This is a genomic window from Streptomyces sp. NPDC015220, assembly GCF_043079345.1.
Lineage (GTDB): Bacteria > Actinomycetota > Actinomycetes > Streptomycetales > Streptomycetaceae > Streptomyces.
Map to the genome: position 1 here is coordinate 555,247 of NZ_JBIBUK010000002.1, position 21,024 is coordinate 576,270.

The 21,024-nt window shown below is 72.2% G+C and carries 21 protein-coding genes; 10 read left to right on the forward strand and 11 right to left on the reverse strand.

Annotation, left to right across the window (positions count from 1 at the left end; genetic code table 11):
* Positions 1–50: 50 nt before the first annotated feature.
* Positions 51–704, reverse strand: coding sequence for a leucine efflux protein LeuE (leuE, locus tag ACF061_RS07355; RefSeq protein WP_392265837.1), 654 nt, complete (start codon positions 702–704; stop codon positions 51–53).
* Positions 705–792: 88 nt separating this feature from the next.
* Complete coding sequence (locus ACF061_RS07360) at positions 793–2,373, reverse strand: methylmalonyl-CoA mutase (RefSeq protein WP_392266177.1); 1,581 nt, start codon at positions 2,371–2,373, stop codon at positions 793–795.
* A 256-nt stretch (positions 2,374–2,629) separates the two neighbouring features.
* Here ACF061_RS07360 and ACF061_RS07365 point away from each other — a divergent pair, with 256 nt between their 5' ends.
* On the forward strand, positions 2,630–3,514 hold the full coding sequence (locus ACF061_RS07365) for a peptidoglycan-binding protein (RefSeq protein ID WP_392265838.1): 885 nt from the start codon (positions 2,630–2,632) through the stop codon (positions 3,512–3,514).
* A 247-nt stretch (positions 3,515–3,761) separates the two neighbouring features.
* Here the strand turns inward: ACF061_RS07365 and ACF061_RS07370 are convergent, their stop codons facing one another.
* The 6 genes from ACF061_RS07370 to ACF061_RS07395 all read right to left on the reverse strand — a co-directional run bounded on the left by ACF061_RS07370 (position 3,762) and on the right by ACF061_RS07395 (position 9,787).
* Entirely contained in the window at positions 3,762–4,922 is a 1,161-nt protein-coding gene (locus ACF061_RS07370) for an extensin (protein ID WP_392265839.1), read from the reverse strand.
* The gene (locus tag ACF061_RS07375) at positions 4,922–5,584 is read right to left on the reverse strand and encodes an RNA polymerase sigma factor (protein WP_392265840.1); all 663 of its coding nucleotides are present in this window, start codon (positions 5,582–5,584) and stop codon (positions 4,922–4,924) included. The genes ACF061_RS07370 and ACF061_RS07375 overlap by 1 nt, the downstream gene beginning before the upstream one ends.
* Positions 5,585–5,882: 298 nt before the next feature.
* Positions 5,883–6,632: a hypothetical protein gene (locus ACF061_RS07380; protein WP_392265841.1), complete on the reverse strand. Its 750-nt coding sequence runs from the start codon at positions 6,630–6,632 to the stop codon at positions 5,883–5,885.
* Positions 6,633–6,672: 40 nt separating this feature from the next.
* Positions 6,673–7,290 (reverse strand): RNA polymerase sigma factor, encoded by a 618-nt coding sequence (locus ACF061_RS07385; protein ID WP_392265842.1) that lies wholly within the window; start codon positions 7,288–7,290, stop codon positions 6,673–6,675.
* Positions 7,291–7,494: 204 nt separating this feature from the next.
* Positions 7,495–7,887: a hypothetical protein gene (locus ACF061_RS07390; protein ID WP_392265843.1), complete on the reverse strand. Its 393-nt coding sequence runs from the start codon at positions 7,885–7,887 to the stop codon at positions 7,495–7,497.
* A gap of 274 nt (positions 7,888–8,161) precedes the next feature.
* On the reverse strand, positions 8,162–9,787 hold the full coding sequence (locus tag ACF061_RS07395) for a glycoside hydrolase family 20 protein (protein WP_392265844.1): 1,626 nt from the start codon (positions 9,785–9,787) through the stop codon (positions 8,162–8,164).
* A gap of 180 nt (positions 9,788–9,967) precedes the next feature.
* Here ACF061_RS07395 and ACF061_RS07400 point away from each other — a divergent pair, with 180 nt between their 5' ends.
* The 8 genes from ACF061_RS07400 (at position 9,968) to ACF061_RS07435 (ending at position 16,251) form a co-directional block, all read left to right on the forward strand.
* Complete coding sequence (locus ACF061_RS07400; RefSeq protein WP_392266178.1) at positions 9,968–10,576, forward strand: 2-oxo-4-hydroxy-4-carboxy-5-ureidoimidazoline decarboxylase; 609 nt, start codon at positions 9,968–9,970, stop codon at positions 10,574–10,576.
* A gap of 167 nt (positions 10,577–10,743) precedes the next feature.
* Positions 10,744–11,124 carry a succinate dehydrogenase, cytochrome b556 subunit gene (gene sdhC, locus ACF061_RS07405; RefSeq protein ID WP_392265845.1) on the forward strand — a complete coding sequence of 127 codons (381 nt, stop codon included), beginning with the start codon at positions 10,744–10,746 and terminating at the stop codon, positions 11,122–11,124.
* Positions 11,125–11,129: 5 nt separating this feature from the next.
* The gene (locus ACF061_RS07410) at positions 11,130–11,612 is read left to right on the forward strand and encodes a succinate dehydrogenase hydrophobic membrane anchor subunit (protein ID WP_392265846.1); all 483 of its coding nucleotides are present in this window, start codon (positions 11,130–11,132) and stop codon (positions 11,610–11,612) included.
* A 24-nt stretch (positions 11,613–11,636) separates the two neighbouring features.
* A complete protein-coding gene (gene sdhA / locus ACF061_RS07415) occupies positions 11,637–13,391 on the forward strand; it encodes a succinate dehydrogenase flavoprotein subunit (protein ID WP_392265847.1) in 1,755 nt (584 codons plus the stop codon).
* Positions 13,391–14,170, forward strand: coding sequence for a succinate dehydrogenase iron-sulfur subunit (locus ACF061_RS07420; RefSeq protein ID WP_392265848.1), 780 nt, complete (start codon positions 13,391–13,393; stop codon positions 14,168–14,170). Before sdhA ends, ACF061_RS07420 begins: the two co-directional genes overlap by 1 nt.
* Positions 14,171–14,400: 230 nt before the next feature.
* Complete coding sequence (locus ACF061_RS07425) at positions 14,401–14,811, forward strand: VOC family protein (RefSeq protein ID WP_392265849.1); 411 nt, start codon at positions 14,401–14,403, stop codon at positions 14,809–14,811.
* A 67-nt stretch (positions 14,812–14,878) separates the two neighbouring features.
* Positions 14,879–15,595, forward strand: a complete 717-nt coding sequence (locus tag ACF061_RS07430) for a TetR/AcrR family transcriptional regulator (protein WP_392265850.1) — start codon at positions 14,879–14,881, stop codon at positions 15,593–15,595.
* 92 nt (positions 15,596–15,687) lie between these two features.
* The gene (locus ACF061_RS07435; protein WP_392265851.1) at positions 15,688–16,251 is read left to right on the forward strand and encodes a Uma2 family endonuclease; all 564 of its coding nucleotides are present in this window, start codon (positions 15,688–15,690) and stop codon (positions 16,249–16,251) included.
* A gap of 66 nt (positions 16,252–16,317) precedes the next feature.
* Here the strand turns inward: ACF061_RS07435 and ACF061_RS07440 are convergent, their stop codons facing one another.
* Positions 16,318–17,874, reverse strand: a complete 1,557-nt coding sequence (locus ACF061_RS07440; RefSeq protein WP_392265852.1) for an ABC transporter substrate-binding protein — start codon at positions 17,872–17,874, stop codon at positions 16,318–16,320.
* A gap of 529 nt (positions 17,875–18,403) precedes the next feature.
* Positions 18,404–18,643, reverse strand: coding sequence for an SCO4848 family membrane protein (locus tag ACF061_RS07445; RefSeq protein WP_392265853.1), 240 nt, complete (start codon positions 18,641–18,643; stop codon positions 18,404–18,406).
* 97 nt (positions 18,644–18,740) lie between these two features.
* Between ACF061_RS07445 and ACF061_RS07450 the strand changes: the two genes are divergently transcribed.
* Positions 18,741–20,015 carry a D-alanyl-D-alanine carboxypeptidase family protein gene (locus ACF061_RS07450; RefSeq protein WP_392265854.1) on the forward strand — a complete coding sequence of 425 codons (1,275 nt, stop codon included), beginning with the start codon at positions 18,741–18,743 and terminating at the stop codon, positions 20,013–20,015.
* Here ACF061_RS07450 and ACF061_RS07455 read toward each other — a convergent pair.
* Positions 19,963–20,958, reverse strand: a complete 996-nt coding sequence (locus tag ACF061_RS07455) for a YihY/virulence factor BrkB family protein (RefSeq protein ID WP_392265855.1) — start codon at positions 20,956–20,958, stop codon at positions 19,963–19,965. The two genes, ACF061_RS07450 and ACF061_RS07455, sit on opposite strands and share 53 nt — an antisense overlap.
* Between the last annotated feature and the right edge of the window lie 66 nt (positions 20,959–21,024).

Consider the following 21,024-nt stretch of genomic DNA (forward strand, 5'->3'; position numbering starts at 1 on the left):
CGACCGGCCACCGGTTCGGGCGGGCCACGGACCCGCCCGGCCGAGCGGGCCTAGGCGCTCGCCAGCGACAGCTTGACCGCGAAGCCCAGGAAGAGCGCGCCCGCCGCCGAGGTGGCCCACGCCGACAGGCGCCTGCGGCGGCGGAAGGCGGCGGCGAGCCTGGTGCCGCCGAAGATGAGGGCGCTGAGGTAGAGGAAGCTGGCGACCTGCGCGAAGGCGCCGAGGACGACGAAGGACAGGGCCGGATAGGCGTAGCCCGGGTCGACGAACTGCACGAAGAAGGCGATGAAGAACAGGATCGCCTTGGGGTTGAACAGGCTGACGACGAGGGCCCGGCGGTAGGGCCGCTCGCCGGTGGTCTCCGGGACGGCCGCGGTCTCCTCCGGGGCCTTCTCGCGCCGCGTCCGCCACATCCCCCAGGCGGCCCGCATCATCCCGATCGCCAGCCAGGTCAGATAGCCGGCGCCGGCGTACTTGACGATCCCGAACAGCACGTCGTTCGCCTTGAGCAGCGAGGCGACCCCGGCGGCCGACAGCGTCATCAGCACGGCGTCCCCGCAGAAGACGCCCGCCGCGGCGGTGTACCCGGCCCGTACCCCGCGCCGGGCGGCCACGGACAGCACGTAGAGCGAGTTGGGCCCCGGGAGGAGCACGATGAGGACGAGTCCCGCCAGGTAGGTGGGGAGGTCGATGACGCCGAACATGGGAAGGAGTGTCGCACGGGAGCGCGACACTCCGGGCGGGAATTCCGGCGGGCGGGACGGCCCGGGCGGACGGGTGGGGCGGACGGGGTCAGAAGGCGTCCGACGGCACGTAGTTGCCCCACACCTCGCGCAGCGCGCCGCACACCTCGCCCACGGTGGCGCGGGCCCGCAGGGCGTCCTTCATCGGGTAGAGGACGTTCTCCTCGCCCTCGGCGGCCTTCTTCAGGGCGGCCAGGGCCGAGTCCACCGCGGCCTGGTCGCGCTCGGCCCGCAGCGTCGCCAGACGTGCCGCCTGCCGGGCCTCGATGGCGGGGTCGACGCGCAGCGGCTCGTACGGCTCCTCCTCGTCGAGCTGGAAGCGGTTGACGCCCACCACGACGCGCTCGCCGGAGTCGGTCTCCTGGGCGATGCGGTAGGCGCTGCGCTCGATCTCGTTCTTCTGGAAGCCGTGCTCGATCGCCGCGACCGCGCCGCCGAGGTCCTCCACCCGCTGCATCAGCTCCAGCGCGGCGGCCTCGACCTCGTCGGTCATCCTCTCGACGACGTAGGAGCCGGCGAACGGGTCCACCGTCGCCGTCACGTCCGTCTCGTACGCCAGCACCTGCTGCGTGCGCAGGGCGAGCCGGGCGCTCTTGTCGGTCGGGAGCGCGATCGCCTCGTCGAAGGAGTTGGTGTGCAGCGACTGGGTGCCGCCGAGCACGGCCGCCAGGCCCTGGACGGCGACGCGGACCAGGTTCACCTCGGGCTGCTGCGCGGTGAGCTGCACGCCCGCCGTCTGGGTGTGGAAGCGCAGCATCAGCGACTTGGGGTTCTTGGCGCCGAACTCCTCCTTCATCACCCGGGCCCAGATCCGGCGGGCCGCGCGGAACTTGGCGACCTCCTCCAGGATCGTGGTGCGGGCGACGAAGAAGAACGACAGCCGGGGCGCGAAGTCGTCGACGTCCATGCCGGCCGCGACGGCCGTACGGACGTACTCGATGCCGTCGGCGAGGGTGAAGGCGATCTCCTGCGCGGGCGAGGCGCCGGCCTCCGCCATGTGGTAGCCGGAGATCGAGATGGTGTTCCACTTCGGGATCTCGGCCCTGCAGTACTTGAAGATGTCGGCGATCAGCCGCAGCGACGGCTTGGGCGGGAAGATGTACGTCCCGCGCGCGATGTACTCCTTCAGCACGTCGTTCTGGATCGTGCCGGTCAGCCTGTCCGCCGGAACGCCCTGTTCCTCGGCCACCAGTTGGTACAGCAGGAGCAGCAGTGCGGCGGGGGCGTTGATCGTCATGGACGTGGACACCTTGTCCAGCGGGATCCCGCCGAACAGCACCCGCATGTCGTCGATCGAGTCGATGGCCACGCCGACCTTGCCGACCTCGCCGTGCGCGATCGGGGCGTCGGAGTCGTGGCCCATCTGGGTCGGCAGGTCGAAGGCGACCGACAGGCCCATGGTGCCGTTGGCGATGAGCTGCTTGTAGCGCGCGTTGGACTCGGTCGCCGTGCCGAAGCCGGCGTACTGGCGCATGGTCCACGGCCGGCCGGTGTACATCGTCGGGTACACGCCGCGGGTGAACGGGTACGCGCCCGGTTCGCCCAGCTTCTCGGCCGGGTCCCAGCCCTCCAGGGCGTCCGGCCCGTAGACCGGCTCGATGGGCAGCCCGGACTCCGACTCCCGCGCCATGGTGTGCGCCTCCACGTTCTCAGGTATCCGTCGGTTACCCGTCGGTACGGCCGACTCCCGCCACGGACTGTAGCGGTGACCGTGCGCCGGGTGGAGTGCCCCGCGCTGGGAGCTTGCTCACAGACCGGTTCCCGCTCCTGTTGTCCCACCTCGCCCCGTGGTTCGCCACCGCTCGGCGATGGGGAGACATCCCGGTGTACGACCGGAACCACGAACGGTGGCGGCGACGCGGCGCCGACGAGACGGCGGGGGCGGTATGCGTACCAGGGGAACGCGGGGGGTGGGCGCGGCCGTGGCCGCGCTCCTGCTGTTGACGGCGATGTGCGGCTGCCGGGTGCAGGAGGCCGGAGCGGGTGCGGGCGGGGCGCCGGGCGCGGGTACGGACGGGCGGCACCGCTCGCCGGCCGGCACCCAGGTCCCGTCCTCCCGGTCGCCCGGCGGCCGCTCCCCCGCCGACGGCCGGCCGGGCACGGCCCCCGGCCCGGCCCGGGGGCGGACCGCCGCGCCCGCGCGCGTCCTGTGGTCCCGCGGCGACACCGGGCGTGACGTCCGCGAGCTCCAGGCCCGGCTGCGGCAGATCGCCTGGCTGTCCGGGGCCCCGACCGGGACGTACGGCGAGCTGACGGAGCGTGCCGTCCGGGGTTTCCAGGCCAGGCGCGGCCTGCCGGCGACGGGCCGGACGGACACCGTCACCTGGCAGCGGCTGCTGGGCATGACGCACGAACCGGGCACGTGGGAGCTGTACCCGATGGGCGGTCAGCCGGCCGGCGCCCCGGACGCGCGCTGTCTGACGGGACGGGTGCTGTGCATCGACAAGACGACCCGGACGCTGCGCTGGATGATCGGCGGGCGGACCATCTCGACGATGGCGGTGCGGTTCGGCACGCAGTACACACCGACGCGGGAGGGTGTGTTCCACATCTACTGGAAGTCGCGCCACCATGTGTCGACGCTCTACCACTCCCCGATGCCGTACGCGATGTTCTTCAGCGGCGGCCAGGCCGTGCACTACTCGTCCGACTTCGCGGCCCGCGGCTACGCCGGCGGCTCGCACGGCTGCGTCAACGTACGGGACGAGAGCGCCATCGCGCAGGTGTTCGCGCAGGTGCGGACGGGCGACAAGGTCGTCGTGCACTGGTGACGCCGTCGGCGGGCGGATTCGGGGCGCGGGCGGGACCGGGGGAACGTGTCCCGCCCGCGCCGGATGCACGAGCCGTAGGTACGGGGGGAACCCCGGCTCTGTGCGACAGCCGATGACCAGTCGGCTCACTCATTACTGCGCCCCGGTCTGCGAAAACGTCACACCTCGCGCCGAGAATTTTTCTACCAGTGGCAAAACCGCAGGTCAGCGGCGTTTTGGGCGGGTGAGTCCGACACGCCGGGGCGGATCACGGCGGGCCGGCCGCGGGACTCGCGGCCACCGCGGGGCCGGGGTCGGACGTGGGGTCCGCGACCGGCGCCGGGGGTGTGGCAACCCGCTTCAGTACGAGCGGACCGAGGGGCGGGGGTACGACGACGTTCACACTGGAGCGGCCGCCGCCCGGGTGACCGCCCTCGTCGTCACCGCCCTGCCCGGCGTTGCCGTCGCCGTCACCGCCGTGGCCGTTTCCCTGCCCGTTCTGGCCGCCCTGGCCGCCGCCCTCCTCCGCACCCGGGCCCTGGCCGCCGCGCCCGGACCCACGGCCCTCGATCGCCTTGAGGATGCCGTCGCAGTACGCCCACACGCGCGCGGGACCGCCGGCCGCGCCCTCCAGCGCACGCTTGCTCACTGTGTCCAGGTCCTTGCCGGCGCGCAGGTCGCGGCAGGCGGCGGTCGGCCTGCCCCAGCGACCGGCGGAGCCGTCGCCCGGCGCGTCCTCGGGCCCGGGGGTGGCGTCGCCGCCGCCCCGGGCGTCGTCGCCGCGGGCGGTGTCGCGGGCAGCGCCGCCGGACGAGGCCGCCGGCGCGCCGCCGGGTGTCCGCGCGCTCTGCTCGCCGCCGGGGGTGCCCGCCGACGAGTGCGTGAGGGACGGGCCGACCGGAGTGGCCCGGTCCGGGACGGACGCGGCGGGTTCGGGGTCGTCTCCGCCGAACGGCGCCGGCAGCACCCCGGTGGTGGCCGCCGCGGCGACCCCGCCCACCGCGCCGGCGGCCAGCGCGGCGGAGAGCACTAGGCGCACGGGACGGCCCCAGCCCGGACGCGAGCGCCCGGCGCCACCGTGCGGCACGCGCGCCCGCCCGCCCGGACGCGGGCGCGTCCCGATGCGGACGGCTCCGTCGTCGGCCGGACCGTCGGCGGCGCGCGGACCGGCGGCCGCGGCCGGTACGTCGGCCCGCTCAGCCCGCGCCTTGCGGAAGGCGGCGAGCGCGGCGGCCTCACCGGCAAGTTCGTCCTGGGGGTCGGCGGCCCGGGAGGAACGGGCGTCGTGTTCGGCGGACAGCGCGTTCAGTGCCTGGGCGAGCCGCTCGGCCCGGTCCCGGACGGCCGCGTCGACGTTGTCCAGTGGCTCACCGCGCAGCAGTCGCTCCGTCGTCTCGCGGTCCAGCCATCGGTGCTGCTCGTCGGCCATCACATGTCCCTCTGCGTCCGTGCGCGCATATGCGTCACACCGGCGGACGTCACCGGGCGGCCCCGCGGTTGCCTCGGGGGCGGCAGCGCGCCGAGCGCGCCGGCGGATTCCGGATCGTCACCCAGCAGTTCCGCGAGCCGTTTCAGGCCCCGGTGCGCCGCGGTGCGCACGGCGCCCGGCCGCTTGCCCAGGGTCTTTGCCGCGGTCTTGGCGTCCAGGCCCACGACCACCCGCAACACCACGGCTTCGGCCTGGTCCTGGGGCAGCTGGGCGATGAGCGAGAGGGCGCGGCCGGTGGCGAGGGACTCGATGGCCTCGCCAGCGGTGTCGGACTCGGCGGCCTTGCCGCTGAGTTCCGTTTCGTCACCGCCGATCGCGGGGCGGCGGCCGCGCATACGTATGTGGTCCAGGGCCCGGTTGCGGGCTATCCGGGCGGCCCAGCCGCGGAACCGGTCGGCGTCTCCGCCGAAGCGCCGCAGGTCGCGGGCGATCTGCAGCCATGTCTCGGACGCGACGTCCTCGGCGTCCGGGTCGCCCACCAGTGTGCGTATGTATCCGAGCAGTCGCGGGTGCACGGCGCGGTACACAGTCCGGAACGCGGTCTCGTCCCCGTCCTGTGCCGCAAGCACCGCGGCGGTCAGCTCCGCGTCGTCCCCCAGCACCCGTGGTTCCTCAGTAGATCGAGCAGCATCGTCACGGCACCGCGGCCGACGATGTGTGCGGTGATCATGCATCTTTCCGCGCCCGGCGCGAAAGGCACGTTACGGCCTGAAACCGTCTCTCGTCCATGACCGTACAACGTGCAACTAACTAATTCCGGGGTGAGGTGTGACGGAAAACGCACCCCCGGCGCTGTAGGAAGTACGGGCCGCCGCGCGGCCCGTGCCGCGCGACGGCCGGGGCCTCTCCTGTGGGGGGTGGCGGCCCCGGCCGTTGCCTCGGCGGCCAACTCCCCGCGGGCTAACGGACCTTGCTCGCACCCTTGCCGGACCGCGCGGCCGCGTGACCGGCCCCGGCCGGCTTCGACCCGGCCTTCGCGTTCCCCTTCCCGGGCTTCGCGTTCCGTTTCTCGCTCTTCGCCGCGGCCTTCGTGCTCTTCTTCCCGGCCTTCTCGTTCTGCCTCGCGGCCTTCGCCGCGGCCTTCGCGTTCTTCTTCCCGGCCTTGGCCGCGGCCTTCGCCGCCTTGTCCGAAGCCCTCTTCCGGGCCTTCTCGGCCTTCTCGGCCTTCTCCCGGTCCCCGTCCGTCCCCCGGCCGGTCACGGCGTGACCGGCCGGGGACGTGGCGGTGGTCCGGCCGGCGGCCGCGCGCGGGTTCCAGACGGAGCCGCCGCCCGGGCCCGTCCGCTCCGGCGCGCTCGAACCCGTCCGCTCCGGCGCGCTCGGTGCGACGGGGCGGTGGGCGGGACCCACCGAACCGGCCCCCGCGACCGCGACTCCGCTCAGGGTGAGGCCGGCCAGCAGCAGCCCGGCCGTGGTCCGCACCGAGCGGCCCGCGCGCCGCCGCCTTCCGGGCCGCCAGTCGTCACGGCGACGGTTCCCGGTCCGCCGCGCCTCCCCCCGCCGTACGGCGCGGAAGGCGGCCACGGCCCGCCCCTCGGCCTCGGGATCGTCGGCCCCGGAGCGCAGGGCGGCGGCGAGCAGTACCTCCAGCCCGGCTTCGCGCGCCGGCCGGTGGTCGTGGGCGCCGCCGGCTCCCCGCTGTCCAGACATGTCCGTCCCGTCCCTGTCCGCGGCTGCGCGCCGCCGCCCGTCACGTCGAATCCCCCAGCGTCCGAGGGCCCTCATCCGTCACACCCTCGGCGGCGAGCTGCCGGGCCAGCCGCTTCAGCCCCCGATGGGCGGCGGTGCGGACGGCGCCCGGGCGCTTGCCGAGGACCCGGGCGGCGGCGGGCCCGTCGAGACCGACGACGACCCGCAGCAGCACGGCCTCGGCCTGGTCGTGCGGCAGCCGGCGGACGAGCGCGAGGGCGCGCTCGGTGGTGATGGCCTCCAGCGCCTGGTCGTGGGTGCTGTGCGGGCCGGGAAGCTCCAGCACGTCCTGTTCGAGGACGGTCCCCCTGGGCCGTACCCGCTGCCGGCGCAGATGGTCCAGCGCCCGGTGCCGGGCGATGGTCGCCGTCCAGCCGCGGAAGCCCGCCCCGTCGCCCCGGAAGCGTCCGAGGTCGCGGGCTATCTCCAGCCAGGCGTCGGAGGCCACGTCCTCGGCGTCCTCGCCGACCAGACCGCGCAGATAGCCGAGGAGTCCGGGCTGCACGAGCCGGTAGGCCACCGCGAAGGCGTTGTCGTCGCCCTCCTGGGCCCGCGCGACGGCCGCGCCGAGCTCCCCGTCGTGCGCCTGTGCGCGGCGGGTTTCCCCTCCCTGGCCCAAGTACCGTCCTCGTCCGTAGCGGGTACCGGGCGTGCGCGCCGCCGGGTGGCCGGCCGTGCCCATGCCCTCACGCTCATCAGCGTCGGCGGCGACCGAAGTGTCACAGCCCGTCAGGTCCTGGCCGACGGCCGGCCGCCGGACCGCCCCGGACCCGGACGGCGAGGGACCCGGGCCGGTGGGGACCCGGCCCACGGCCCGCACCGCTCAGTGCCGGAACCCGCCCAGGGCGTCCCGGCACAGCAGTCGCAGGGATCCGTGGCCGCCGAAGCAGCGCCGGGCCTCGTCGATGGGGTCCCACAGCCGTCCGTCGACGGTGCGCACCCAGTGCTCGCCGCCGGTCGCCCACCACTCCGCGCCGCCCTCCCGGACGATCACCTCGCCGGCGTACGCGCCGAAGCCGCGCAGCACACCGCGCACGGCGGCGTACGGCGTGCCCTCGCGGTGTATCTCCTCGATCACCCGGTCCACCCGCCACAGGCTCCGCGCCGAGTAGTCCAGGCGCAGCCGGGCGCCCTCGCGCATCGCCGCCACGGTGTCCGCCGCCCATCGCACCGGCCGGCCGGCGGCGTGCGGCCTGGTCTGCTGCTGAGTCGTCACTTGCTGCCCTGTCACATAGGAGAGAGCGAGGCGGACGCGTGTTCCGTCACCCGGTTCCGGACGGTTCCCGCAACCGGCGCAGGACCCCCGCACCTCGGCCGCAGGACACCCACAGGATCCCCGCGGCGCGCGGACCCCCGGCCGTCACACCCGTCCGCGGGCCCGGCGCGAGACCACCGCCCGCGGCGCCCTGCGCCCCGCCCCGGCCCGGTCGCGGGACCGGAACAGGACACGAGCCCGGAACAGGCCGCGGCCCCGGAACGGGCGCGGACGGTCAGCCCAGCCGGCCCGCCAGGGTCTTGAAGTCCGCCCAGGACAGTGCCGGCTTCCCGGGGTCCCACAGCTTCTGGACCGTGGCCCTCAGCGGCATGCGGATGCCGGCGGCCACCTGGTCCTGGGTCTGGGAGTTCGCCAGGTCGCACCAGACGGCGAAGGTGCCGCCCAGTATCTGCGCGTCGTACCGGGCGGGGACGGCCTCGGTGCCGCGCAGCACCCGTGGGGTCCACTGCTCGTAGATCCGCTGTCCGGTCGGGTAGACGAAGGTCTGCGGCTGGCCGAGGACGTAGTAGAGGAACTCGTCGTTGTAGTTGATCACCTTGCGGCCGGCGCTCAGGTAGACGTCCGGCAGGCGGGCGCCGAACTCCTTGCCGGTCCAGTAGGCGACCTCGATGTCCTCGGCGGGCCGGACGGAGGTGTCCCGGTAGAAGCCGTCGTTCCAGGCGCGCGGGGCACGGTCGTGCTCGCGGACGGTGGCGGCGCGGTCGTTCAGCCAGCCGGTGGTGAGGTCGGCGACGGTGCCGCCGGAGCCGTAGGCCTTCCGGGCGGCGGCGGCGAGCTGCGGGTAGGAGGTCTCCGGGCTGCGGACGGTCAGCGCCTGGTACTCGTCGCCGCCGAGGTGCCAGTAGCCGCCGGGGAAGACGCCCGCGAACTCGTCGAGGAGGTCGTCGACGATCTCGGCCGACCGGGGCTCGGAGATGTCGATCGCGCCCCTGGTCGCGACGGACTGCGCGTTGCGCAGCTGGAGATCGGGGTGCGCGGCGATCACCGCGCCCAGGTGCCCCGGGGAGTCGATCTCCGGCACGACGGTGATGTGCCGGCCGGCGGCGAGGTCCACTATCCGCTTGACCTCAGCCTTGCCGAGGTGGTCCGGGGAGACGATCTCGGGGTGCGAGTCGGACTGTATGCGGAAGGCCTGGTCGTCGGAGAAGTGCAGGCCCAGCTCGTTGTACTTCAGGTCGCCGAGCTCGCGTATGCGGTCCTCTATCCAGCCGGCCGTGAACGGCTTGCGCGCGATGTCCAGCATGAAGCCGCGGCGCGGTTTGGCCGGCTCGTCGTCCACGACGCCCTCCGGTGCGGCGCCGCCGCCCCGGACCTCCTGCTTCAGGGTGCGGGTGCCGTAGAAGACGCCCGCGTCCGTCGGCCCGCTGATGGTGACTCCGCCGTCGCGCACGGTCATGGTGTACGACTCGGGGTTCTCGCGCCGGCCGCCGCCCAGGGCCAGGCGTACGTCCCCGGCGCGGGTGTCCTTCGCCTGGCCCGCGTACGTCAGGCCGAGCTCCTGCGCCGTCAGCCGCCCCTCGTCGGCCAGGGAGGCGTCGCTCACCACGACCCGCTCCCCGCGGGCCGGCCGCCAGCCGGGGCCGCGCGCCGCGGTGTGGGAGCGCACGGCGGGGATGGTGCGCGGCGCCTGCGACATCGGGTAGCTGCGCGTGGGACCGGGGCTCGTGGGGGGCGGGACCTCGGGCCTGCCGTGCGCCGATCCCGCCGGTGACCCGTCGCCGCCGGACGCCCAGACGCCGAGGCCGACGCCGAGCCCGACCACGGCGAACGCCCCGCCGACCAGTGCGCGCCTGTGCCGCGGCTTCAGCGCCCTGGCCCGGCGCCGTCTGTGCTGACTCACCCGGCCAACGTAAGGCCTGCGCACGACAAAGGCGTCCACCGGCCGTTCTCAAACTCGGCCGACCGGGTGAAATTCAGGCACACGACGGACACGTCATCACCACTGCCGCTAACGTGATGGCGCATCTCTCACACCATCCCCTGCCGACACACACGGGACGCCCACGCCGGGCGCCACCGCATCCCACGCCGAGGACCCACGCTGCCCGCGCAGACCCTGGAGCACTTCAACACCGCCGCGCCCGACGCGGCCCGTCTCACCCTCCTCACCTGCCTGCACAGCCCACGCTGGGCCCACCGCCTCACCGCCCACCGCCCCTATCCGAACCTGCCCGCCCTGCTGGCGGCGGCGGACGAGGCGACGTACGACCTGGAGCCGGGGGACCTCGCGGCGGCCCTGGCGGCGGAGCCGCTGCCGGCACTGCCCGAGGGGACGTACGCGGCCGCCTCCATGGCGCTGACCGCGGCTTCCGCGGCCTACGCGGCCAAATTCGGACACACGTTCGTCATCTGCCTGGAGGGAGCCGCTCCGGACGAGATCCTGGACCGGGTGCTGGCGGCGATCCGGTCACGATTGACGAACGATCCGGAGGACGAACGCGTCGTCGCGCGCGAGGAGCTGCGGTGCCTGGCGGGAGCACGGCTGAGGAGGCTGGTCAGGGGCCGCGGGGCAGCCCTCACCAGCGGCTCCGCCACCCCGCTCGACCAGCGGGGACGCGCTCGTGCCCGGCAGCCGGCCGGGCCCGTCGGCGCCGCGACGGGCACTGGTTGGGCGCCCGCCCCGCGCTAACCCGTCCGTGCACCTTTGAGTGCCAGTTTGATCACACGGGTGGGCCCCCTGTAAGCACCGCGGCGGCACATCGCTACGATGCTGGGGGCCGGTGGACCGTACCCGGCCGGGCCCGACCGACAGTGAAGCCGGCGCGGCCCTAGTCCCCGCTCCCGGAGGGTTCTTCCGTGCCGGCTGGAACGCTGTACCGCGGCCGGGAAGGAATGTGGTCCTGGGTGGCTCACCGAGTCACCGGCGTCCTCATCTTCTTCTTCCTGTTCGTTCACGTGCTGGACACCGCACTCGTCCGCGTGTCTCCCGAGGCCTACGACAAGGTCGTGGCCACGTACAAGACCCCGATCGTCGCGTGCCTGGAGTACGGCCTCGTCGCCGCCATCCTCTTCCACGCGCTCAACGGCCTTCGTGTGATCGCCGTCGACTTCTGGGCCAAGGGCGCCCGCTACCAGCGGCAGATGCTCTGGACCGTCGTCGGTCTCTGGGTCGTGCTCATGCTCGGGGCGATCTACCCCGTCCTCGGCCACGCCGCTCGAGTCGTCTTCGGGAGCTGACGCGCATGTCCACCACTGAAACCCCCGCTTCCGGCATCGGTCCGGTCGAGGGCGCCTCCGTCTACAACGTGGACAACCCGGCGCCGTTCATCGAGGCCCCCCGCAAGCGCACCAAGAAGACCCCCCGGTCGACCCGCGGCAACTTCGAGATGTACGGCTGGCTGTTCATGCGGCTGTCCGGCGTCGTCCTGGTCGTCCTGGTCATCGGGCACCTGCTGATCCAGCTCGTCCTGGACGGCGGCGTCTCCAAGGTCGGCTTCGCCTTCGTCGCCGGCCGCTGGGCCTCCCCCTGGTGGCAGGTCTGGGACCTCCTGATGCTGTGGCTGGCCATGCTGCACGGCTGCAACGGCCTGCGCACGGTCATCAACGACTACGCGGAGCGCGCCAACACCAGGCTTTGGCTGAAGGCGCTGCTCTACACCGCGACGGTGTGGACCATCCTGCTGGGCACGCTGGTGATCTTCACCTTCGACCCGAACATCCGATAGGCACGGGGCTGAGGTAATCCACTCATGAAGATCCACAAGTACGACACCGTCATCGTCGGCGCCGGCGGCGCCGGTATGCGCGCCGCCATCGAGTCGACGAAGCGCAGCCGCACCGCCGTGCTGACCAAGCTCTACCCCACCCGCTCCCACACGGGCGCCGCGCAGGGCGGCATGGCCGCCGCGCTGGCCAACGTGGAGGAGGACAACTGGGAGTGGCACACCTTCGACACGGTCAAGGGCGGTGACTACCTGGTCGACCAGGACGCCGCCGAGATCCTGGCGAAGGAGGCCATCGACTCCGTCCTCGACCTGGAGAAGATGGGCCTGCCGTTCAACCGCACGCCCAACGGGACGATCGACCAGCGCCGTTTCGGCGGTCACTCCCGCAACCACGGCGAGGCCCCGGTCCGCCGGTCCTGCTACGCGGCCGACCGCACCGGCCACATGATCCTCCAGACGCTGTACCAGAACTGCGTCAAGGAGGGCGTGGAGTTCTTCAACGAGTTCTACGTCCTGGACCAGCTCATCACCGAGGTCGACGGCGTCAAGAAGTCCGCCGGCGTCGTGGCGTACGAGCTGGCGACCGGCGAGATCCACGTCTTCCAGGCGAAGTCCGTGATCTACGCCTCCGGCGGCTGCGGCAAGTTCTTCAAGGTGACGTCGAACGCGCACACCCTGACCGGTGACGGCCAGGCCGCCGTGTACCGGCGCGGGCTGCCGCTGGAGGACATGGAGTTCTTCCAGTTCCACCCGACCGGCATCTGGCGCATGGGCATCCTGCTCACCGAGGGCGCCCGCGGTGAGGGCGGCATCCTGCGCAACAAGGACGGCGAGCGCTTCATGGAGAAGTACGCTCCCGTCATGAAGGACCTGGCGTCGCGCGACGTCGTGTCCCGCTCCATCTACACGGAGATCCGCGAGGGCCGCGGCTGCGGTCCCGAGGGCGACCACGTGTACCTCGACCTGACGCACCTGCCGCCGGAGCAGCTGGACGCCAAGCTGCCGGACATCACCGAGTTCGCGCGGACCTACCTGGGCATCGAGCCGTACACCGACCCGATCCCGATCCAGCCGACCGCGCACTACGCGATGGGCGGCATCCCGACCAACGTCGAGGGCGAGGTCCTGGCGGACAACACCACCGTCGTCCCGGGCCTGTACGCGGCCGGCGAGGTCGCCTGCGTGTCCGTGCACGGCGCCAACCGCCTGGGCACCAACTCCCTGCTCGACATCAACGTCTTCGGCCGCCGGGCCGGCATCGCCGCCGCCGAGTACGCGCAGAAGGCGGACTTCGTCGAGCTGCCGGAGGACCCGGAGAAGCTCGTCGTCGAGCAGATCGAGCAGCTGCGCTCCTCCACGGGCAACGAGCGCGTGGCGACCCTGCGCCGCGAGCTGCAGGAGGCCATGGACGCCAACGTCATGGTGTTCCGCACCGAGCAGACGATCAAGACGGCGGTCGAGAAGATCGCCGAGCTGCGCGCGCGCTACAAGAACGTGGCGATCCAGGACAAGGGCAAGCGGTTCAACACCGACCTCCTGGAGGCCATCGAGCTGGGCAACCTCCTGGACCTGGCCGAGGTCATGGCGGTCTCCGCCCTGGCCCGCAAGGAGTCCCGCGGCGGTCACTACCGCGAGGACTACCCGAACCGCGACGACGTCAACTTCATGCGCCACACCATGGCGTACCGCGAGGTCGGCGCCGACGGGTCCGAATCCATCCGTCTCGACTACAAGCCGGTCGTCCAGACCCGCTACCAGCCGATGGAGCGTAAGTACTGATGGCAACCCCTGTTCTGGACAAGGCGGACGCGGCCGGGCAGCCCGAGCCGGGATTCGCCGACTCCCCCTACATCACCGTCACCTTCCGGGTCCGCCGGTTCAACCCGGAGGTCTCGGCGGAGGCGACCTGGGAAGACTTCCAGCTGGAGATCGACCCCAAGGAGCGCGTCCTCGACGGTCTGCACAAGATCAAGTGGGACCTGGACGGCACGCTCACGTTCCGCCGCTCCTGCGCGCACGGCATCTGCGGCTCGGACGCCATGCGGATCAACGGCAAGAACCGGCTGGCCTGCAAGACGCTGATCAAGGACATCAACCCCGAGAAGCCGATCACGGTCGAGCCCATCAAGGGCCTGACGGTCCTCAAGGACCTGGTCGTCGACATGGAGCCGTTCTTCCAGGCGTACCGGGACGTGATGCCCTTCCTGATCACCAAGGACACCAACGAGCCGACGCGTGAGCGTCTGCAGTCGGCGGAGGACCGCGCGCGGTTCGACGACACCACGAAGTGCATCCTGTGCGCGGCCTGCACCTCGTCCTGCCCGGTGTTCTGGAACGACGGCCAGTACTTCGGCCCGGCGGCCATCGTCAACGCCCACCGCTTCATCTTCGACAGCCGTGACGAGGCGGGTGAGCAGCGCCTGGAGATCCTGAACGACAAGGACGGCGTCTGGCGCTGCCGCACCACCTTCAACTGCACCGACGCCTGCCCGCGCGGCATCGAGGTGACGAAGGCGATCGCGGAGGTCAAGCGGGCGCTGATCACGCGCCGCTTCTGAGTCCGCCTCGCCTCAGGCACGTGCCGAGGGCCCCGCTCCCCTAGGAGCGGGGCCCTCGGCGTTCCGCGCGCGGAGTCCACGGGCTCGGTGGCGTTCCCCTCCCGTGGCCCACGCATCCGGCGGCGTTCCGCGCGCGGGCTCACGGTCCCTGGGCCGGACGGGTGAGCCGGGGGCCGGTCCCCCGGGGTGTGCGCCGGGACGCGGGCCGGGGCCGTACCTAATCTGATCGCATGTCAGATGACGAGTCGTACGAGCTGCTCGGGTTCGACAGCGTGCTGCTGCCCGTCGGGGACCTCGGCGAGGCCGTCGGGTTCTACGAGCGGGCCGGGTTCGCGGTGGCGTTCCGGATGGACGAGGCCGGGATCGCGTTGCTGAAGGTGGGCGGCGAGACACCGGGCATCCTGCTGCGGCAGGAGGAGGCGCTCGGGCACCGGACCCCGCCGTGGCCCTCGCCGCGCCTCTGGCTGGAGGTCCCGGACGCGCGGGCGGCCGCGCGGGAGCTGACGGAGGCCGGGATCGCACTGCTGGACGAACCGTCGGCCGTGGCGACCGGCTGGCTGGTCGAGATCAACGACCCGTGGGGGAACGTCCTCGGCTTCACGGACTACACCAAGCGCCCGGAGCTGGGCCGCAGGCTCTGAGGCCCCGCCGCCCGGGCCCGGCCACCGCCCGCCGGGAGCCCGCCGGGCCACTGGCTAGGCTCTCCCCGTGCCCGAGAAGAACAGCAGCAAGTCCGAGCAGACCCGCGCCCTGATCCTGGAGACCGCGATGCGGCTGTTCCAGGAGCACGGCTACGACAAGACGACCATGCGGGCCATCGCCAAGGAGGCCGGGGTCTCCGTGGGCAACGCGTACTACTACTTCGAGGGCAAGGAACACCTGATCCAGGGCTTCTACGACCGGATCGCCGCCGAGCACCAGGAGGCGGTCCGGGAGGTCCTGGCACGGGAGACCGACCTGGAGGCGCGGCTCGCCGGCGTGCTGAAGCGGTGGCTGGACATCGCCACGCCGTACCACGAGTTCGCGGTGCAGTTCTTCAAGAACGCCGCCGACCCCGACAGCCCGCTCAGTCCCTTCTCCCCCGAGTCCGAGCACGCGCGCGTGGAGGCGATCAGCGTCCACAAGGAGGTGCTGCGCGGGGCGCGGACCAAGGTGCCGGCGGAACTGCGCGAGGTGCTGCCCGAGCTGATGTGGCTCGCCCAGATGGGTCTGGTCCTGTACTGGGTGTTCGACCGTACCGAGGGCCGGGAGCGGAGCTACCGGCTGGCCGAGCGGGGGGCGCGGCTCACCGCTCGGGGCGTCTCGCTGGCCCGCTTCCGGGTGCTGCGCCCGCTGGTGCTGGAGGTCCACGAGCTGTTCACGGACTTCCTGCCGGGGATGACGAGGGCGCTGCCGGACCCGGCGGTCAAGGGGCGGAAGAGCTGATGATCACTTTCGGGTGACGCGTGCGAAGGGGGCGTCCCGGAGCCGGGCTGCCTACGATGATGTTCTCGACACCAGCCCCTAGGAGGCACGCGATGTCCGCCGCAGGCGTCGAGCAGCCCTTCGACGACGGCCGGCCGTTCCCCCTCACGGCCATCGCCGACGAGATCATGGAGCGCCATCCGGGCTACCGGGTCGAGATCATCGGTGGTCACCTGCTCGTGACCCCATCCCCGGATGCCCCTCACGCCCGAGCTCTGACCAAGCTCATGCGCCCCTTCATCGCCGCGGGGCTCGACGACGGTGACTCCGAAGTCCTCCAGAACATCGGACTCCGGCTGCCCACCGGCGCCGAGGACTACGCCGTCCCCGACCTCGCGGTGGTGGACGCCGACATCGACGACCACTACATCGAGAACATCGCCTACGACCCGGTCTGCTTCCGTCTCGTCCTGGAGGTCACCTCCAAGAACCGGAAGAACGACCTGAAGACCAAGGCCGCCGCCTACGCCGAGGCCAAGGTGCCGCTCTGTGTCGTCGTCGACCGCGAGCACCAGCGTCTGCACGTGCTGGCGGAACCGTCCGGGGACGCCTACGAGTACCACCGCCCGTACGCCCCCGGCGAACTCGTCACCCTCCCCGACTCCCTCGGCGCCTAGGTCACCCTCGACGTCGCGGAGATCCTCGAGGCCGGGCGGCGCAGGACCGGCTGACCTCGCTCCGGGTCAGATCCGGTTGAGCCTCCACAGCCGGAACACGCCCGTGCCGTCCGACAGGTACTGGCCGCCGCCGACGTCCTCCGTCGTCACGACGTACTCCTTCTGCTGCCACAGCGGGATCAGCGGCACGTCCGCCGCCACGTCCGCCTGGAGGGTGCGGAAGTCCGTGGCCGCCCGGCTGCGGTCGGCGTACCGCTGGCTGTCGGTGATGAGCCGGTCGACGGCCTTGTTGGCGTAGCCGGTGTTCATGGTGCTGCCGGTGCCGACGAGCGGGCCGCCGAAGGTGTCCGGGTCGGGATAGTCGGCGACCCAGCCGACCGCGTACGCGTCGAGCCTGCCGCCCGCCCAGCGCTTCTGGAAGTCGGTCCACTCGTATCCCTTGACGTCGACCTTGAACAGGCCGCTCGCCTCGAGCTGGCGCTTGATCTCCGTGGCCTCCTCGGCGCCCGCGCCGCGCCCGATGCCGTAGCCGTAGGTGAACCGCACCGGGATCGGGACACCGGCCTCGGTCAGCAGTTCCCTGGCCTTCTGGGCGCTCTGCGTCGGATAGGCGTCGAAGAACGCCGTCGTGTGGCCGGTGAGGCCGGCCGGGATCAGGGAGTACAGCGGGTCGACGGTCCCGTCGTACACGTCGCCGGCCAGCTGCTCGCGATTGATCAGCCAGGCGATGGCGCGGCGGACGCGGGTGTCGTGCAGCGGCGAGGACGCACGCGTGTTGAGGTAGAGATTGCGGGTCTCGGAGCTCTCGGACTCCGACACCCGCTGGTCAGGGTCGCTCGGGTTGAGCCCGGCCAGCACCTTCGGCGTCAGGGTGCGGGTGGCGACCTCGACCTTCTTCTCCCGCCACGCCTTGTCGAGGGCGCTGCCGTCGGCGTAGTAGCGCAGTTCGACCGGCTTGCCGGCGCCGCCGACGGCGCCCCGGTAGGAACCGTTGGGCTCCAGCTCGGCGCTCTCGCCCTTCGTGTACCCGGCCAGGCGGTACGGGCCGGTGCCGTCGGCCTGGCCGCCGGTGCGCAGCGCGCCCTTCGGATAGCGGGTGCGGTCGACGATCGAACCGGCTCCGGTGGCGACCTTGAACGGGAAGGTGGCGTCCGGCGTGGACAGGTGGAACGTCACGGTCATACCGCTCGCGTCCACCGAGCCGAGGGTGGCGAACAGGGCGGCCGGCCCGACGTCGGAGTGGATCTTCTTGACCCGGTCGAAGGAGTACTTCACGTCCTCGGCGGTCATCGTGTGGCCGCTCGGGAACTTCAGCCCCTCGCGCAGCCGGCAGCGGTAGGCGCGCAGTCCGCCGTCCGTGAAGGCGCAGCTCTCGGCCGCTTCCGGCACGGGTGAGGTGCCGCCCGGCTCGAAGGTCAGCAGGGACTGGAAGACGTTGCTGTACAGGGCCCAGGAGCCGGCGTCGTAGGCGCCGGCCGGGTCGAGCGAGGTGACGGCGTCCGTGGTGCCGACCGTGATCGCCTTGTCCTTGCCGCCCTGGGACGGCAGGAGTCGCCAGCCGGCCACGCCCACGACCGCCACCACCAGCAGCGTCAGCAGAATCCGGATGCGGACCGATCGCATCGGTGATGCCCCTCCCAGGCCCGCCCTGGGCCGCCTTTCAGATGCCACACAGCTGAGTGGCGCGGCTACCTAACCACAGGTCTTTCATCTGACGGAAGAGGATTCCGGGGAGGATGAAAAGAAGTTATGAAGACGTGTTTTCACTTCGTTTCACAGAAACTTCTCAGCGAGTCATGAAATCCGGCACTTTAGGCTCTATGCCCGATTCACCGTCTGTGCGTGGCTGATCCGGGACGGGTCGGACGGCGTCGATACCGCGAGGGCGCGCGAACGGCCGCCACGCTCCCGCGCGCGCCGGCTGAGGTTCGGGCCCATCGCGCTGTCGCCCCGGCCGACGTCCGGCCGCGTCCACTCCCCCGGCCCGCACTCCGTCGGCGCCGACCGGACCACGGCCCGGCGTCCTGACGCGGGCGGGCCGGCGTTCCTTAGGGGTGCCGCCCGGTCCTGCCCGGCCGTCGGTCCCGGCCGTCGATCAGTGTTCGGTTTCCGGCCGTCGTGACCGGCTTCCGCCCGGTCCGCGGCCCGCGGACTATGACGTCCGGCGCAGTGCGCGCAGTCCGCGCAACCCGAGGGCCCCGATGACCGTCCCCAATACGAAGGAGACGACGGCCAGCGTCAGGTGCACCCAGAAGTACGCCGTCGGGTGCCCGTGGTCGAACGCGAGCCCGCTGCTGTCCTTGACGAGATTCTTGACGAAAGTGACCCAGATGATCCAGCTCCACACCCCGAAGGCGAGCAGGAACCAGGAGACCGGGCGGCTGAGCTTCATGCCTTCAGTATCGCTGCCGGACGTCCGGCGCCGGGTCCGGGGTGGGACCGGGGGCGCGGGCGGAGCCTCGACAGCCGCGGGAGGTACGTTTCCGACCGTGCCCGCACTCCAGAAGACCGTCAGCCGAACCCTGCTGGTCGCCTCCGCCGTCCTGGTCTCCATGTCACTGACCGCGCCCGCCGCACTGGCCGCCCCGACCCCGAAGACGAGCAGGTCGGCCGTCCCGCCGGCCAACATGTCCACCGTGGGCGGCGCCCGCCTCGGTCAGGCCGGCACCCAGGTGAACCTGGCCGCCGGCGTACCCGTGCTGCCCAAGGATCTCACCGCGCGCTCCTGGATCGTGGCCGACGCCGAGTCCGGGAAGGTGCTCGCCGCGCACAACGCGCACTGGCGGCTGCCCCCGGCCAGCACCCTGAAGATGCTGTTCGCCGACACCCTGCTGCCGAAGTTCCCGAAGACGCAGACGCACAAGGCCGTCGCGAGCGACCTGGCCGGCATGGGCGCCGGCTCCAGCCTGGTCGGCATAAAGGAGAACGAGACCTACTCGGTCCGCGACCTCTGGCTGGGGGTCTTCCTGCGCTCCGGCAACGACGCGGTGCACGTGCTGTCCGCGATGAACGGCGGCGTCCCGCAGACCGTCGAGGACATGAACGCGCACGCCCAGGACCTCCAGGCGCTCGACACCTACGTGGTCAGCCCGGACGGCTACGACGCGCCCCGCCAGGTCTCCTCGGCGTACGACCTCACCCTGTTCGCCCGTTCCGGGCTCCAGAAGAAGGACTTCCGGGAGTACTGCTCGACCGTGCGGGCCCAGTTCCCCGGCGAGACGAAGAAGGACAAGAAGGGGAAGACCACCCGTGGTTCCTTCGAGATCCAGAACACCGACCGGCTGCTCGCCGGCGACTACGACGTCTCCGTGTACCCGGGCATCGCGGGCGTGAAGAACGGCAACACCACCAACGCCGGCGCGACCTTCACCGGCGTCGCCGAACGCGGCGGCCGGGTGCTGCTCGTGACGGTGATGAACCCGGAGAAGAAGGATCACAACGAGGTCTACCGGGAGACCGCCCGGCTCTTCGACTGGGGCTTCAAGGCGGCCGGCAAGGTGCAGCCGGTGGGTGAACTGGCACGCCCGAGGAGCGCCCAGCCCGCGGACGGCGCCCAGGCGGACGCGAAGGCGCCCGCGGAGGGCGGAACGGGCGGCTCGTCGGCCAAGCCGGTGGCGAGCGCCTCCGTCGGCGGCGGCTCCCGCGGCATGGGGATCGCCCTGGGCGTCGCCGGCGGCGTGCTGGTGCTGCTCGCGGCCGGCGTCTTCCTGGTCAACCGCCGCTGGCCGCTGCCGGACCTGATGCGCCGCCGTTCCCGTCCCTGAGCGGTCCCGGGCCGCTCCGGCGGCCCGGCTCCACCCCGGCGTCCGCGCCGCCGCCGTCCGGGTCCCCGCCGCCGTCGCCCTCGCCGTCCAGAGCCGTCTTGCTGCCCGTCGCCGTCCACGCGGCGCAGTACAGCACCAGCTTGGAGGTGAAGTTGATCCACAGCAGCAGGGCGACGGGGACGCCGAAGGTGCCGTACATGCTCTTCGCCGCCACGCCCTGGATGTAGCCGCTGAGCAGGAGTTTCAGCAGCTCGAAACCGACCGCGCCGAGCAGCGCGGCGACCAGCAGTCGGCGGCGCGGCGGCTCGACGCCGGGCAGCAGGGTCAGGACGTACAGCAGCACCAGGAAATCGGCGAGCACGGCGACGAGGAAGGCGACGATCCTCAACACCGTGCTTCCCCAGCCGTGTTGGTCGAGACCGATCGCCGACGACAGCCGGCCCACGGCGGCCGAGGCGACCGTGGAGGCGGCGAAGGTGACGAGGACCGCACCGCCGAGGCCGACGAGGATGCCCGCGTCCTTCAACCTGCTCAGCAGCGGGTTCTCCGCCGGATCGGCCAACTCCCAGACCACGCGCAGGCAGTCGCGCGTCTGGCCCACCCAGTTGATGCCCGTCAGCAGCAGGGCGGCGCCGGCGATGACACTGACGGTGCCGGCGTTCTGCGCCAGGCCGTTGATGTCCAGTTGGCCGCCCAGCCCGGGGAACTGCTGGGCGATCTTGTCCTGGAGCGTGTGCTGCTGCCGGACGCTGAGCGTGGCGGCGCCGATCGCGGCGCCCACCGTCAGCAGCGGGAAGAGCGCGACGAAGCTGACGAACGTCATGGCGGCGGCCAGCCGCGTCCACTTCACCCGGTCCAGACGCTCGTACGACCGCCACGCGTGCGTGAGCATCAGCCGCGCCAGCCACGGGCCGACGACCGGGAGGTTCTTCAGCCAGTCCATGACCGGACCGTTCCCGTTCCGGGCGAAGCGTCACCACCGCGTTTCTGCGACATAGCGGCCATAACA

Coding starts and splice junctions, on each gene's coding strand:
- leuE (WP_392265837.1), bottom strand. CDS start 704: ATGTTCGGCGTCATCGACCTCCCCACCTACCTGGCGGGACTCGTCCTC.
- ACF061_RS07360 (WP_392266177.1), bottom strand. CDS start 2,373: ATGGCGCGGGAGTCGGAGTCCGGGCTGCCCATCGAGCCGGTCTACGGG.
- ACF061_RS07365 (WP_392265838.1), top strand. CDS start 2,630: ATGCGTACCAGGGGAACGCGGGGGGTGGGCGCGGCCGTGGCCGCGCTC.
- ACF061_RS07370 (WP_392265839.1), bottom strand. CDS start 4,922: ATGGCCGACGAGCAGCACCGATGGCTGGACCGCGAGACGACGGAGCGA.
- ACF061_RS07380 (WP_392265841.1), bottom strand. CDS start 6,632: ATGTCTGGACAGCGGGGAGCCGGCGGCGCCCACGACCACCGGCCGGCG.
- ACF061_RS07410 (WP_392265846.1), top strand. CDS start 11,130: ATGTCCACCACTGAAACCCCCGCTTCCGGCATCGGTCCGGTCGAGGGC.
- sdhA (WP_392265847.1), top strand. CDS start 11,637: ATGAAGATCCACAAGTACGACACCGTCATCGTCGGCGCCGGCGGCGCC.
- ACF061_RS07420 (WP_392265848.1), top strand. CDS start 13,391: ATGGCAACCCCTGTTCTGGACAAGGCGGACGCGGCCGGGCAGCCCGAG.
- ACF061_RS07425 (WP_392265849.1), top strand. CDS start 14,401: ATGTCAGATGACGAGTCGTACGAGCTGCTCGGGTTCGACAGCGTGCTG.
- ACF061_RS07435 (WP_392265851.1), top strand. CDS start 15,688: ATGTCCGCCGCAGGCGTCGAGCAGCCCTTCGACGACGGCCGGCCGTTC.
- ACF061_RS07440 (WP_392265852.1), bottom strand. CDS start 17,874: ATGCGATCGGTCCGCATCCGGATTCTGCTGACGCTGCTGGTGGTGGCG.
- ACF061_RS07445 (WP_392265853.1), bottom strand. CDS start 18,643: ATGAAGCTCAGCCGCCCGGTCTCCTGGTTCCTGCTCGCCTTCGGGGTG.
- ACF061_RS07455 (WP_392265855.1), bottom strand. CDS start 20,958: ATGGACTGGCTGAAGAACCTCCCGGTCGTCGGCCCGTGGCTGGCGCGG.